The 13,905-nt window shown below is 54.7% G+C and carries 11 protein-coding genes; 8 read left to right on the top strand and 3 right to left on the bottom strand.

What is annotated here, in order from left to right; all coding sequences use genetic code 11:
* Positions 1-2: 2 nt before the first annotated feature.
* Complete coding sequence (trxA, locus tag ABQ298_14170) at positions 3-329, bottom strand: thioredoxin (protein MEQ9825527.1); 327 nt, start codon at positions 327-329, stop codon at positions 3-5.
* Positions 330-381: 52 nt separating this feature from the next.
* On the opposite strand from trxA, the gene ABQ298_14165 reads away from it, so the two are divergent.
* Genes ABQ298_14165 through ABQ298_14155 form a run of 3 tightly spaced genes read left to right on the top strand, consistent with a single transcriptional unit; the run spans position 382 to position 2,730 of the window.
* Positions 382-744 (top strand): metalloregulator ArsR/SmtB family transcription factor, encoded by a 363-nt coding sequence (locus ABQ298_14165; protein MEQ9825526.1) that lies wholly within the window; start codon positions 382-384, stop codon positions 742-744.
* Positions 741-1,604 (top strand): carbon-nitrogen hydrolase, encoded by an 864-nt coding sequence (locus tag ABQ298_14160; protein MEQ9825525.1) that lies wholly within the window; start codon positions 741-743, stop codon positions 1,602-1,604. The genes ABQ298_14165 and ABQ298_14160 overlap by 4 nt, the downstream gene beginning before the upstream one ends.
* A gap of 52 nt (positions 1,605-1,656) precedes the next feature.
* On the top strand, positions 1,657-2,730 hold the full coding sequence (locus ABQ298_14155; GenBank protein MEQ9825524.1) for an agmatine deiminase family protein: 1,074 nt from the start codon (positions 1,657-1,659) through the stop codon (positions 2,728-2,730).
* Positions 2,731-2,843: 113 nt separating this feature from the next.
* Here the strand turns inward: ABQ298_14155 and ABQ298_14150 are convergent, their stop codons facing one another.
* Positions 2,844-4,709 carry a hypothetical protein gene (locus tag ABQ298_14150; GenBank protein ID MEQ9825523.1) on the bottom strand — a complete coding sequence of 622 codons (1,866 nt, stop codon included), beginning with the start codon at positions 4,707-4,709 and terminating at the stop codon, positions 2,844-2,846.
* 276 nt (positions 4,710-4,985) lie between these two features.
* Between ABQ298_14150 and ABQ298_14145 the strand changes: the two genes are divergently transcribed.
* Positions 4,986-5,549 (top strand): hypothetical protein, encoded by a 564-nt coding sequence (locus ABQ298_14145; protein ID MEQ9825522.1) that lies wholly within the window; start codon positions 4,986-4,988, stop codon positions 5,547-5,549.
* Positions 5,550-6,127: 578 nt separating this feature from the next.
* Here the strand turns inward: ABQ298_14145 and tnpA are convergent.
* Positions 6,128-6,580, bottom strand: a complete 453-nt coding sequence (gene tnpA, locus ABQ298_14140) for an IS200/IS605 family transposase (GenBank protein MEQ9825521.1) — start codon at positions 6,578-6,580, stop codon at positions 6,128-6,130.
* A 448-nt stretch (positions 6,581-7,028) separates the two neighbouring features.
* On the opposite strand from tnpA, the gene clpB reads away from it, so the two are divergent.
* From clpB to ABQ298_14120, 4 genes are all read left to right on the top strand, one after another.
* Positions 7,029-9,626 (top strand): ATP-dependent chaperone ClpB, encoded by a 2,598-nt coding sequence (gene clpB / locus ABQ298_14135; GenBank protein ID MEQ9825520.1) that lies wholly within the window; start codon positions 7,029-7,031, stop codon positions 9,624-9,626.
* Between the two features lie 152 nt (positions 9,627-9,778).
* Complete coding sequence (locus ABQ298_14130) at positions 9,779-11,176, top strand: family 43 glycosylhydrolase (GenBank protein ID MEQ9825519.1); 1,398 nt, start codon at positions 9,779-9,781, stop codon at positions 11,174-11,176.
* A gap of 106 nt (positions 11,177-11,282) precedes the next feature.
* Positions 11,283-12,755: an alpha-N-arabinofuranosidase gene (locus ABQ298_14125; protein ID MEQ9825518.1), complete on the top strand. Its 1,473-nt coding sequence runs from the start codon at positions 11,283-11,285 to the stop codon at positions 12,753-12,755.
* A 73-nt stretch (positions 12,756-12,828) separates the two neighbouring features.
* The gene (locus ABQ298_14120) at positions 12,829-13,833 is read left to right on the top strand and encodes a cellulase family glycosylhydrolase (GenBank protein ID MEQ9825517.1); all 1,005 of its coding nucleotides are present in this window, start codon (positions 12,829-12,831) and stop codon (positions 13,831-13,833) included.
* The last annotated feature ends 72 nt before the right edge of the window (positions 13,834-13,905 follow it).

Below are 13,905 nucleotides of genomic sequence, written 5' to 3'. Positions count from 1 at the left end.
CTTCAGGCGGCTGGCAGCTTTTGCTTCAACCAAGCTGAAATCTGTTCCTTGGGGGCAGCACCGGTGAATTCGGCGAGCACCTTACCCTGGTGGATCAGTTTCACACTGGGGATGGAGCGCACTTGAAACATGGCTGCCTCGCGCTGATGGTTGTCGACATTCACTTTCGCCAGTTTCCAGGTGCCGCCGGACTCCGAGGCGAGTTCATCGAGCACGGGTCCGAGCATGCGGCAGGGTCCGCACCAGGGTGCCCAGAAGTCGACCAGGACGGGAGTGGAATTGCTTGATGCGAGAACATCGGTTTCAAAGTTGGTAATTTCGTGACTCATGGTTTAGGTTGCGTTGTGAATGTATTGATTTAATATTCGACATATTAAATATATGCCTGACAAGTCAAACGAATTTGATCCGGAGCTGATTGCGCTGGCCGAAACTGCCAAGGCGCTTTCGCACCCTGCGCGCATTGCGATCATCCGTTTCCTCAATGAAAAAGGATCGAGTACCTGCGCCCCGATCATTGGTGCGCTGCCACTCTCTCAACCGGCGGTTTCCCGTCACCTCAAGGAGCTGAAGCAGTGCGGATTGCTCGATTCGGAAAGCTGCGGCACGTCGATTTGTTATCGCGTGAACACCTTGCGCATGCAGAAGTTTTGTGAGGTGGTCAGCCGCAAGTGCATGGATTCGAACAATCTTGAAGTTGCCATCGAAGTGAAAGCCAAACCCGAACCCCTGAATTGCGCATGAGCACTGTCACCATTGCCCTGATTCAAACGACCACCGAAGCGAGCAAGCAGGCTGTTATTGAAAAGACTGTGACGCACATCCGCAGTGCTGCGCAGAGCGGCGCAAGTGTGATCTGTCTGCAGGAGCTGTTTCACACGCCCTATTTCTGCCTGACTCAGGATCCGGCACTATTTGATCTGGCAGAGCCTGTGCCGGGGCCGACAACGCAGGCTCTGGCCGACTTGTCGCAGGAACTCGGCATCTACCTGATTGTGCCGATTTTCGAATCCGTGCACGGAACGGTCTACTACAACACGGTTGTGGTGCTGGGACCGCAGGGGGAAACCGTTCTCAAATACCGCAAGATGCACATTCCGCAGGATCCCGGGTTTGAGGAAAAATTCTTCTTTGCGCCAGGAGATCTGGGCTGGCCTGTTTTTGATACTCCCTGGGGAAAAATGGGTGTTCTGATCTGCTGGGATCAGTGGTATCCCGAAGCCGCCCGCCTGATGGCTCTGCGCGGAGCGCGCGTGATTTTTTATCCTACCGCCATCGGCAGACTCGATGAGGAAGCGGAAGCACTTGGCTATCGTCAGCATCAGGCATGGGAGACCGTGCAGCGTGGACACGGTGTTGCAAACGGTTGTTACATTGCCGCCTGCAATCGTGTGGGGCGCGAAGGGGATACCCATTTTTGGGGCCAGTCTTTTGTTTCCGACTTCTACGGTTCCATCCTTGCCAAGGGCAGTTCATCGGAGGAACAGGTGGTGCTCGCGACGCTGGACCGTGAAGCTCAGGATGCGTTTCGTCGCATGTGGCCCTTCTTCCGTGACCGTCGCGTGGATGCCTATGGCGAGCTCACCCGACGTATTGTGGAGTGAGTGAAAAATGTACATGAACCGTTGGCCAATTGTTGCTGGTTGAGATTTCCTTATGAACAAGCTGTCTGAAGATATGCCGTCGCACTTTCGCATGCCTGCCGAGTGGGAGCCTCAGGAATGCCTGTGGTTTTCCTGGCCAACTGCCACTCACCTCTGGCCTGGCAAGCTGGATCGGGTACAGCGCGAAATCCTGCGCATCGCAGCTTTGGTTTCCGAAACTTCGAGGGTTGGAATCAACGGGCTGGCTCCGGGGAATGAGCGAACGAACGCCTTACTGTCGATGGTGCCCGGGTTGCACCGTGAGGCTTTGCATCTGTCTGGCATTCCCAACAACGATGCCTGGTGCCGTGACCACGGACCGAGTTTTGTGCAGGACCGTCGTTCGGGGTCGCTGGCAGGACTCGATTGGAACTTTAATGCCTGGGGAAACAAATACCAGCCGTGGTCACTGGACAACCAGGTTGCTTCACGAATGCTCGAATCGCTCGGGGTCGAACGCATTGCCAGTCCGTTTGTTGGCGAGGGCGGCGGACTGGAAGTGGACGGAGCTGGCACAGTCCTGCTCACGGAATCGGTTTGGCTCAACCCGAACCGCAACGCGGGCATCGACAAGCGCAGGATCGAATCGTGGTTGCTCGAACACCTGGGTTGCCAGCAGGCATTGTGGTTCAGCGAAGGACTTGCGGAGGATGATACTGACGGTCATGTGGACATGTTTGCACGATTTGTGAAACCCGAAACCATGGTGGTCTGCACGGAGTCCAATGCACGTCATCCCCAGTATCGTGCGCTACAGTCGATTCGCGAGCAGCTCCAAGGCTTTCGCACGCTCACGGGTGGGCATTTTGACGGGATCGATTTGCCCATGCCAGAACCCGTCATCAATGACGGCGAAGCCTGTCCCGCCACCTACGGTAATTTCCTGATCTACAATGAGTGGGTCTTCGTGCCGCAATATGGACAACCCCGCAATGACGCCCATGCGATGGGAGTGTTGGGCGAGTGTTTTCCCGATCATCGCCTTGAAGCCGTGGACTGCCGGGACTTGATCACCGAGGGCGGCGCAATTCACTGCCTCACTCAACAGCAACCCGTAAATCCTTCACACTCGACCCACTTGCAGTGAACTGAAAGCGAACAAACGTGTGGATTTCCGGGCAGAGGATGCCCATGCAAAAGAGATATGTTGGGCGAGTGCCTGCGCCTTAAGCGATGGACCGATTTTATTTTTCCGGGCAGTCACTGGCGATTGACTCGAAAGGCACGGAAGGAATGGGGTGGGATGCGAAACTGCACAATCTTTTTGTGCGGTGTAGGTTCCTGATCCCAGCGACTAGCGCGAAGTCGGGTCTCAAGTGGCAGCAACTGCTCGCTCAGCAGGTCGTGCACGGATTCGGCGTCGAGATTCATGCACACGGCGACATCGGTGGGTTCGTCGAGGAACGAATTCACGATGAAAGTGTCATTGTCGTAGATCAGAAGGCTTATTTTTGCGGGTCCTTCCAGTTGAAATGGCAAATGATCGGTGAGGATCGCACGCATGGCGTTTAGTGCCTCGGGAGCGATGTGGTAGAAATCCGCGAAATTCTCGGGGATCGTCAACACGTAGAGTTGACCGTCGAGATAGTCCGCATCGTGCAGCAACGGCCAACCATTGTCGCCACGGATCGCGGACACGAGTTCCCATGAATCATTGGTTCGGTAGGTGATTTGTGGAATCAGGATGGACTGTCCGCCCTGCACAAGGCGACGACCGACGACATAACGGTCTGCCAGAGCAATGCGTCCCGAATGCTCGATTTCGGCAATGTGGTGCAGTCCGCGATGTTGCAACTGCTGGAGCAACCCCGATGTAATGATGACTTTCTTTCCTTCACTCAGGTGTTCGGTGATTTTGGATAGGATGGTGGGATCATCCGCTGCCTGTGCGGTCAGCAGCACGACGGGTTCGGTTTTCGGAAACTCCGGGACCATTTCCATCGGAAATCCTGCCATGCCCAGAAAATTCTGCAGAAAGGCTTCACCGACGGAATGATGGGGTTTGTAGGATTTCAGCCCAAAGGGTGTGCCCAGTTCCTTGATCAGGGAATCAAGGGTTTGGAACGTCTGACCCGCTATAGTGGCAAAACTCGCTGGAGCATCACCAGCGGCACTCTGCAATGTGTCAAAATCGAGACTTGTTGGCTGATCCTGCCAGTCGCCGCGCATGTCGGGCGTGATGGGACGTGACAGGAGATCCAACTGGAACATGGTAATTTCCGGCGCTTTTGCCATCAGTGTGAGCCACAGTTGTTCGGCGTAGCGATCCGCGTAGCGCGAACCAAAGATGTCGACCCAACCACCCAGGTTTCGACCCGGAGCCAGATTCTCAAAATAGCGAATGATGTTGTAGCTGAGATAGGGTTGGAGGTGTTGGGCGGAGGTCACGGCATCCCGGGTTTCGGTTCCGGTGTAGATTCCGTCGAACTGGTTTGGACCCGTCTCCAAATTGAACCCCAGTGCCGCAAAGTGATCGTACCAATTGGGGTATTTGATGATGATTTTTACGTCGGGGTTGACGGCTTTGCTCGGCTGGATGACCAAGTCCTCCGCAGCGCGTGTCATCACATCCAGCCGGTATTGGGTCCAGCTGCGCTGTCCCTTGGCCTGCACATCCCAGTGGGATTTTGTGCTGGTGAAGAAAAAATCATCGAGGATGAAGTGGTCGAAATGCCGGGCGGTGTGTTCGGCAATTTCACGGACCTTCGCGCGGTGTTCAGGATTGGAGAAACTGAACGTTTCAAAGCGGTTGGGTTCGTCAATTGTGTAGGTGATGCCACCGCCCGTCCGGATGCCCTTTTCTGCGAAGAACGCTTTTGCGGATTCGAGGGTGGCATCGTCGACGATGAGCAGATCCCGGTGAGTTTCGAGGTACACTTTGTCGATGTGCAGCTGATCGGATATTTTGGCCCAGGTTTCTTCGAGCCAGGTGCGGTCTGACATTTTCTCGACCTCATAGGCGCGACAATACACAGCGACCTCAAAGTTCTCATACGCTGAAGCGCCAGGAGCGAACAGCAGTGATCCTGCGAGGTAGCACAGAGGAAAGCAGCGAAACATCTTCATGACAGTTGGGGGTGGGGTTCAGTCCTATCATGATACGGGTAAACTTAGCAAAATTCTGCAGAAATTGGGGATTGATTCGCGCTTACAATTGAGGCGGGATTCTTTGCGCGGAGCGTATTGTGATTGGAGTTTCGTCCACTTGGGAATGAGAACCGGGGCAATCCAGAACGCTCGATTGACTCCTGCGGCAATTCGTTCCATCTTTTCAGGTCCAGCATCCTGTTCCGAATCTCCGGATTGCAGGTGAATCTCCCCACTCAATTCAAGTTGGTTGTCATGAAAGTCCTGATCAAAGTCCCCCTGCTGTTGTTTGTTTTGTTGGCCTATGCTGTGCTCGCAATGACATTTCCGTCACATCTCGGTGTGTCGAAGAAGGAAATTTCGGCAGATGCTGTGATTCCCGCTGTAATCTCTACGGATTCTGAAGACGGATCGGAAGAGGTCACACCGTCCGAAACCGGTGGACCTGTTGAGGTGAAACCGGAGCCGTTACCCATGGAAAAGCCGACAGGGGTACACCGTGGACCCAAGCCCATTTTTAAGATCGGACTGATCTCATCAGCGTCACTCAATGTCACGATCAATGATCTGCTGATCATCGCCGCACTGTTCCTGCTGTTTATTGAAATTTTCAAAGCCACCCGTTCGGATTCGGGGTCCATCATTGATCACATGCTATCGACCTTTGTGTTTATTGCGTATTTGGTGGCCTTTTTGATCTGGGCACCTGCAGGGACGGGAACGTTTTTGATTTTGGGAATCATCTCCCTGATCGATGTGCTCTGTGGATTTTCGGTGTCCATTCCTTCGGCGCGCAAGGACATCGCGTTTGACCGTTAGGCCCCCATCCGATTTGTGGTGTTTCCATGCGTTGCAGGGGAACAGATGGAAGCGGATGGCACGGGCTTTCAGCCCTCGAATATCGGTTGTGAGGTTTCCTGGGGCGTCGCCCCAGGCTGGTATGGATTGCGCCGTTGGCGCAGGATCGGAGGATCTGATGCTGCCACGGGTAGCGTCAGGTTGGCAAGGGACAAGACGTTCGTTTTCAAGCCCTGAAGGATCTGACGCCTGTATGGAATTTGAGGAGTCATGCCAGTTTCCCGGGGCAACGCCCGTTTCATGCCAGCTTGGGTTTTACACCTGGTCCCGGATTGCGTCCAGCTCCCTTTCCCGGGGCAACGCCCCGTTTCAAACCAGCCTGGGTCGCAGGCCCAGGTGAGAAGGACCGGTCCATGCCGCGAGGGCTGGAAGCCCGACCCACGGGAGCCTGTCGGACAGGAATGTTGCCGGATCCGTGTGAAAACCATCGTCGGATGTTTTCTCCGGGGCAATGCCCCGTTTCAAACCAGCCTGGGTCGCAGGCCCAGGTGGGAAGGGTGGCCGCATGCCGTGAGGGCTGAAAGCCCGATCTATCGCTATTATTGCCACACGAATCGTTCGTCGAATTTGACTCCATATTTGGTCAGAAACGAACGATACTCATCCTGAAATGTGCGAGTCCGATGGTGGGATTCCTGATTGTCGATATATTGAATCAAGGCTTCCAGATCGCTTGGACGTACTGAAAATGCTCCGTATCCTCGCTGCCATGCAAAATCGGAGAATACCGGTGATTGGGGTTTAATCCATTTGGAAGACGTGGTTTTCAGCCGTTCAACAAGCTTTGCCACAGAGCAAGTTCGTTCAAGTCGAATGGCCAGATGGACATGATCGGTGACACCTCCCACCCGAAAGCATTCGCAATGTTCATTTCGGGCCACCGTCGCAAGGTAGGCAAAAAGTGCATGACGGGTTTTGTGATCGAGGATGGGGGCACGATCTTTGGTGCTGAAAACGATATGCACGAGAAGGAAGGAGAGTGATTGAGGCATTTCGAGGAGGATGGCACGGGCTTTCAGCCCTTGGATTGGTGGTGTGTGAGGTTTCCTGGGGCGTCGCCCCAGGCTGGTATGGATTGCGCCGTTGGCGCAGGATCGGAGGATCTGATGCTGCCACGGGTAGCGTCAGTTGGCAAGGGACAAATCGTATCGTATTCAAGCCTTGAAGGATTTGACGCCTGTATGGAATTTGATGAGTCGTGCCAGTTTCCCGGGGCAACGCCCCGTTTCAAACCAGCCTGGGTCGCAGGCCCAGGTGTGAAGGGGTGTCCATGCCGCGAGGGCTGAAAGCCCGATCCATATGTCTGTTTGTGGTTGTGTCATTTTGACTCAGTTCTGCCCGAATACGCCCGATTTTGAAGTGCTTCGGGTTGTTAAACTGCTGCAAATACGATACTTAAAGCACCAATATTAACGGTACGAAACCTGCAGGGAGCAAATCATGAACGCGAACTTCAAAAAATATACGGAAAAGTCCAGAGAGGCGATTGTTGAAGCGCAGAATCTTTCCCAGAAACGTCGGCATGCCCAGGTGGAAAGCTGGCACCTCCTGCACGCATTGGTGAATCAGGATCATGGAGTGGTCCCTGCGCTTCTCAACAAGATGCCGCAAGGTGCCAATGCCATTGCGGTCGCGCTTGATCGCGAGCTGGATCGGCTTCCCTCTGCAAGTGGAAATACGAGTGCATCCGGGGCCTACATGGCTGCTCACATGCAGCAAATTCTCACGGCTGCGGAAAAGGCGACGACAGAATTGCGGGATGAATTTACCAGCACTGAACACCTGTTATTGGGAATCCTTGAAGTGGCCGAACCAACGGATCTGAAAAAATTCCTCAAGAATTTTGAACTGAACCGTGCCGCCGTCATGAAGGTGTTATCCGAAGTGCGCGGAAACCAGCGGGTTACTTCTGAAAACCCCGAATCGACGTTCCAGGCTCTTGAGAAATACGGTGAAGACCTCGTGGAAAAGGCGCGACAGAACAAACTGGATCCCGTGATCGGACGTGATGAGGAGATTCGACGCGTGATTCGCATCCTCTCTCGCAAAACAAAAAACAATCCTGTGCTGATCGGCGAACCCGGAGTGGGAAAGACCGCAATTGCAGAAGGCCTCGCTCAACGCATTGTTCGAGGCGACGTACCGGAAGGATTGAAAGACAAGACCATTTTCAGTCTCGACATGGGGTCGCTCCTGGCGGGTGCTAAGTTTCGTGGTGAATTTGAGGAGCGACTCAAAGCGGTGCTGCAGGAGGTTAAGGGCAGCGATGGCCAGATCCTTTTATTCATTGACGAACTGCATACCATTGTCGGTGCAGGCAAGGCTGAAGGTGCGATTGATGCGGGCAACATGCTCAAGCCCATGCTCGCACGCGGGGAGCTGCATTGTATCGGGGCCACCACACTGGACGAGTATCGAAAATACATTGAAAAAGACGCCGCACTGGAGCGCAGGTTTCAGACGGTGAAAGTGGATCAGCCCACCGTGGAAGATACCATTTCGATCCTTCGGGGACTCAAGGAGCGCTTTGAAGTGCATCATGGTGTGAAGATTCAGGACAATGCGCTTGTGAATGCGGCGGTGATGTCAAACCGCTACATTTCGGATCGTTTCCTTCCCGACAAGGCGATCGACCTCGTGGATGAGGCGTGTGCGATGATCCGCACCGAGATCGACAGCATGCCCACAGAGGTCGATGACCTCCACCGCCGCGTGATGCAGCTGGAGATTGAAGAGGCGGCACTCAAGCAGGAGAAGGATGCAGGGTCCAGGGATCGCCTCAAAACACTTTCGGGTGAACTCGACGCGGATCGTGAGAAACTTCGGGAACTCAAGGAGCGCTGGAACGACGAAAAAGCACAGCTTAATCGCGGACGCAAACTGCGTGAGGAGATTGAGCATACCCGGCTCGAAATGGAGCGCGCCGAGCGGGACTACAACCTGAGCCGGGTCGCTGAGCTGCGACATGGCACCCTGCCACGTCTCGAAGCCGAATTGCGAGCGTTCGAGAGTGCCGATCATTCGGGGCATCTGCTCAAAGAGGAGGTGACCAGCGAGGAAATTGCGGAGATCATCGCACGCTGGAGCGGTATCCCCGTGACGCGGCTGCTTGAGGGGGAGCGGGAAAAACTACTGCGGCTTGAAAGCATCCTGCATGAGCGTGTGATCGGTCAGGATGAAGCGGTAACGCTCACAACGGAGGCCATTTTGCGTGCTCGTGCAGGCATCAAGGATCAGGACCGCCCCATCGGATCGTTCCTGTTTCTTGGACCCACAGGAGTGGGAAAGACCGAGATGGCGAAGACATTGGCGGCGACGCTTTTTGATTCCGAGCAAAACCTCACTCGCATTGACATGTCGGAGTACATGGAAAAACACGCAGTGGCCCGACTGATCGGAGCACCTCCGGGATACGTGGGCTATGACGAAGGTGGACAGCTGACAGAGGCGGTTCGCCGCAAACCCTACTCGGTGGTCTTGTTTGACGAGATCGAGAAGGCGCATCCCGACGTTTTCAACGTGCTGCTGCAGGTGCTTGATGACGGGCGCATCACCGATTCGCAGGGACGAACCGTCGACTTCAAGAACACGATCATCATCATGACCTCGAACATCGGCAGTCGTTATCTGCAGGAGGGTGTGACGGGCAGTGAAATCCCCGAGAGTGTGCGGGAGTCGGTGATGGCGGAACTGCGCCACGCTTTTCGTCCGGAATTTCTCAATCGAATTGATGACACCGTGCTCTTCAAGCCGCTGACGCTCGAAGAGATTGAGCGCATCGAGGAACTGCTGCTGGCAGAGATCAACCAACGCCTTGCGGACCGCAAGATTCTGCTCCACCTCACGGATGAGGCGAAACAGTGGATCGCTGAGCGGGGCTATGATCCCGTTTACGGTGCGCGTCCCCTTCGACGGTTTCTTCAAAAACGCGTGGAAACGCTCATCGCGCGCCTGCTCATTGCGGGCGAGCTGCAGGACGGATCGAGGGTGGACCTTCGGGTGGAAAATGACGATCTGGCCTATGCAATCACGAGTTAGCGAGTGGAGACCTTGCACCCTCTGTGCCGTGTAAAGAGGGTGCTGGTGCGAATTTGGAAATGATCAAGTCGTGCATCTGGAGCGAAGGTTTCACCCATTTGGGGGATGCGATTGAGTTCGAAATGTTGGGCAAATTGGGTTGAATGGAGTTCATGAACAACCCCATTCTGTCTTGTGTGATCGCAATCTCCATGACGCTGCAATGCCATTCGGCAATGGCAGCGAGTTCCGAACTTCCTTCCGGACTCTGCCCGGATTCAGGCAACCCCATTTTGCCAGGATATTATGCGGACCCTTCGGTGGTAACCCACGACGGACGATATTATCTCTATGCCACGCTCGATCCCTGGGGAGGGGAAACGCTTGGTTGCTGGAGTAGTGAGGATTTTGCCAACTGGGAATTTCACGAACTCAACTGGCCCACCAAAGCAGCATGCACAAGCCCCACCTCCAAGGATGCAATGGTCTGGGCACCCTCGGTAGTGCAGGGCATCGATGGCGCCTTCTACATGTATGTTTCCGTTGGCAGTGAAATCTGGGTTGGCTCTGCGAACCACCCGCTCGGACCCTGGCAAAATCTTCTTGGGGATCAGCCCATGATTCCAGAGGATTTTCGTCCCGGCTACCACATGATTGATGGGGAGGCCTTCATTGATGATGATGGGCAGCCTTGGCTCTATTGGGGATCTGGATGGAACTGGACCAACGGGAAATGCTGGGTCGTTCCACTTGAGGCGGACATGGTGACCTTTGCCGGAGAAGTGGTCGATGTGACGCCGCCGCACTTTTTCGAGGCTCCGCTGATGGTGAAGCGGGACGGACGTTATTACCTGATGTATTCTGACGGGAAAACCATTGAAGACACCTATCAGGTGCACTATGCCGTCGGAGACGGCCCGACCGGACCCTTTGTCGAAGCACCCAACAGTCCCATCCTGGTGTCGGATCACTCTCAAAACATACTAAGTCCCGGGCATCACACGGTGGTCGAACTGGAAGGCGAACACTACATCCTGTACCATCGCCACAGCATTCCCTTCGATCCGGAGGTAGTGGGGCGACAGGTCTGTATGGAGCCGCTGGAATGGGATGAGCACGGGTGGATTCGCAACATCCGTCCCAGCCACGATGGAGTCGAACGGTTTGCCCGCCTGCGCACAAGCTCCGCTTCCGAAATGCGTGGACAGGTGAAAGCATCGTCGGTGCAGCATTCCTGGACAGGGGCAGATCAGGCGCAGGATAACAACTATGCAACGCTCTGGAAACCGGATCCCGAGGATTCCCGTCCAACGCTCGTGATGGACCTCGGGAAGCGGATGCAGGTGACTCATCAGGAACTGCGCTTGGAGTTTGCGTGGAAACCCTACCACTTTACTGTTCAGCACTCGGATGATGGCTCGACTTGGGAGCTACTGGAAGACTTTTCTCTTACCCCTGCGAAAGGTTCCCCTGTTCAGATTTCCACTCCGGTCGAAGCGCGCTGCCTGCGACTCGTGTTTGCACCGGATTCGGAAACCCGTCCCGGGGTAATGGAATGGCAGGTATTCTGAAACCCGACCCAATACCGACATGAAATCGACATGGTACCCATCGACCGCTGCCGCCCTGGCAACCGGTGCTGCCCTGCTTGCAGGCAGCCTTCAAGCCAATGAACTCATGATCTATCCGGACCACACCGGAGCGACGATCAATCCGAACATCTACGGACATTTTTCCGAGCATCTGGGGCACTGTATTTACGAAGGCATCTGGGTGGGTGAGGACAGTGAAATCCCAAATGTGCGAGGGATTCGAACCGACGTTGTGGAAGCCCTCAAGGCAGTGGATATTCCGGTGCTTCGCTGGCCGGGTGGTTGTTTTGCGGATGAGTATCACTGGAAGGATGGCATCGGCCCCAAGGAGGAACGTCCGACCATGATCAACACTCATTGGGGCGGTGTGGTGGAAAACAACCATTTTGGAACGCACGAATTCCTGGACCTTTGTGAGCAGATTGGCGCGGAACCCTTCATCAGTGCGAATGTGGGCAGCGGAACGCCACAGGAAATGATGGAGTGGATTGAATACATGACCTCCGATGCAATTTCGCCAATGGCAAACCTGCGCCGTCAGAACGGTCGCGAGGAACCGTGGAAGGTCACATATCTGGGGATTGGAAATGAAAACTGGGGCTGCGGGGGCAACATGCGTGCCGAGTACTACGCAGACGTGTATCGCCATTTCAAAACCTTTGCCAAAAACTACGGTGACAACCGTCTCTTCAAAATCGCCTGCGGTGCCAGTGGCGATGACTACGACTGGACCGAGACTTTGATGCACATCGCCGGTCGCCACATGGACGGTCTTTCCCTGCACTATTACACTCTGCCCAAGGGTAACTGGTCGGACAAAGGAAAGTCCACCGGATTTGGCGAGGACGAGTGGTTTTCGACGCTCAAGCGCACGCTCTACATGGAAGAGTTGGTTGCAAAACACAGTGCCATCATGGATGTGTACGACCCCGAGAAGCGCATTGGACTCATGGTGGATGAATGGGGCACCTGGTATGATCCTGAACCCGGTCGCAACCCAGGTTTTCTATGGCAGCAAAACACGCTTCGCGATGCACTGGTGGCGGGGATCAATCTCAATATTTTCAACCAGAATGCGGATCGAGTGCGCATGGCAAACATCGCTCAGGTTGTGAACGTATTGCAGGCGATGATCCTCACGGACGGTGCACAGATTCTCAAAACACCCACTTACCATGTGTTTGAGATGTACAAGGTGCACCATGAAGCCACACTCGTGCAGCATCGCTTGCAGACAGATGCCTATGTTCATGGCGAGGAATCCGTGAACAGTCTTCACGTCTCTTGCTCCAGCAATGCTGACGGAGTGGTCAACGTGACGATCTGCAACCTTGATCCCGAAGTTGCGAAGCCGCTGAACTGCGCATTGTCCGGCGCGTCCATTGCCTCTGTGAAGGGCCGGGTGCTGACAGCCGCCGAGATGGATGCACACAACACCTTTGATTCACCGAATGCGATTGAACCTTCGGAGTTTGAGGAATTTTCGCTGGATTCCGGCAAGCTCAGTGCTTCTATTCCGGCCAAGTCCGTCGTGGTTCTGACTCTGGAGTATCAATAATTCCCATCCCTTACGGCACGGAATTCGCTCGATCTGGCTTGATTCTGGTCGACGATTCCGAATGCTGTCGGGTATGCGATTTTCCCGAGAGATCCTGAACGTTGCCTGTCTCACACTTGCACTGGCTTCTGCTGCAACTGCTGTTTCACTGGACTTGCCTCAGGGGTTTAAAGTCGATGGCACAGTATTGAGGGATATCAACGATCAGCCCCTGGTCATGCGTGGCGTCAATGTGTCGCACACCTGGTTCCCCGAGCACACCTACGAGACCCTCGAACGGGCATCGGCGATGGGATGCAATACCGTTCGCATCGTGCTTTCCAATGGGGAGCAGTGGAACCGCACTCCACCGGACGAGCTGAACCAGGTCCTCAACTGGTGTGAGCGGTTCAGTCTTGTGGCAGTTGTTGAAATCCATGATGCGACTGGCTATGGAGACAAACCCGAGGCGGCGAACCCACAGACGGCTGTGGATTATTGGTTGGATGACGGGATTTTTGAAGTTCTGCGTGGCACAGATCATCGCGTGATTCTCAACATCGCGAATGAACCCTTTGGAAATCAGGGCAGTTCAGCGTGGTTCGAATTCCACCTCAGTGCCATTCAGCAACTGCGGGATGCGGGATACAAGCACACGCTCATGATCGATGGAGCACATTGGGGGCAAGATTCGAAAGGGTTGATGCTTGAAAAGGGTCCGGAGTTGCTGGAATCCGATCCAGAGCGCAACGTGATGTTTTCGGTGCACATGTATGAATGGTATCCGACGGAGCAGGAAGTACGCGCCTATCTCCAGCGTGCAATGGATCAAAATCTCTGCATCATCGTTGGAGAGTTTGGCATGGAGCACAACGGCAAGCCAGTCGCAGCCGAGGCCATTCTCCTGGCGTGCGAGCAGTGGGACCTGGGCTACCTGGGCTGGTCGTGGTCCGGCAACAATGAACCCGTTGCCCAGCTCGATCTGGTGATAGATTTTGACGCCACCCAACTGTCACCCTGGGGCGAGTTGCTGTTCCATCATGAAAAAGCGGGAATCCAGGCAAGCTCGCGCAAGGCGGACATCTTTTTCTGGTATTGAGGAATCGGACCGAGGACTCTGTCTCTGAGTTATTCTTCCACCGCTTCCCAAGGCAAAACAGGGTGCTTACGC

This window comes from Puniceicoccaceae bacterium, from assembly GCA_040224245.1.
Taxonomy (GTDB): domain Bacteria; phylum Verrucomicrobiota; class Verrucomicrobiia; order Opitutales; family JAFGAQ01; genus JAKSBQ01.
This window is presented reverse-complemented; position numbering and strand designations above follow the sequence as displayed.

Bases quoted from the DNA above. Each gene is read 5' to 3' on its own strand.
- ABQ298_14150 (MEQ9825523.1), bottom strand. From the start codon at position 4,709: ATGAAGATGTTTCGCTGCTTTCCTCTGTGCTACCTCGCAGGATCACTG.
- clpB (MEQ9825520.1), top strand. From the start codon at position 7,029: ATGAACGCGAACTTCAAAAAATATACGGAAAAGTCCAGAGAGGCGATT.
- ABQ298_14145 (MEQ9825522.1), top strand. From the start codon at position 4,986: ATGAAAGTCCTGATCAAAGTCCCCCTGCTGTTGTTTGTTTTGTTGGCC.
- ABQ298_14130 (MEQ9825519.1), top strand. From the start codon at position 9,779: ATGAACAACCCCATTCTGTCTTGTGTGATCGCAATCTCCATGACGCTG.
- ABQ298_14120 (MEQ9825517.1), top strand. From the start codon at position 12,829: ATGCGATTTTCCCGAGAGATCCTGAACGTTGCCTGTCTCACACTTGCA.
- ABQ298_14165 (MEQ9825526.1), top strand. From the start codon at position 382: ATGCCTGACAAGTCAAACGAATTTGATCCGGAGCTGATTGCGCTGGCC.
- tnpA (MEQ9825521.1), bottom strand. From the start codon at position 6,580: ATGCCTCAATCACTCTCCTTCCTTCTCGTGCATATCGTTTTCAGCACC.
- ABQ298_14155 (MEQ9825524.1), top strand. From the start codon at position 1,657: ATGAACAAGCTGTCTGAAGATATGCCGTCGCACTTTCGCATGCCTGCC.
- ABQ298_14125 (MEQ9825518.1), top strand. From the start codon at position 11,283: ATGATCTATCCGGACCACACCGGAGCGACGATCAATCCGAACATCTAC.
- ABQ298_14160 (MEQ9825525.1), top strand. From the start codon at position 741: ATGAGCACTGTCACCATTGCCCTGATTCAAACGACCACCGAAGCGAGC.
- trxA (MEQ9825527.1), bottom strand. From the start codon at position 329: ATGAGTCACGAAATTACCAACTTTGAAACCGATGTTCTCGCATCAAGC.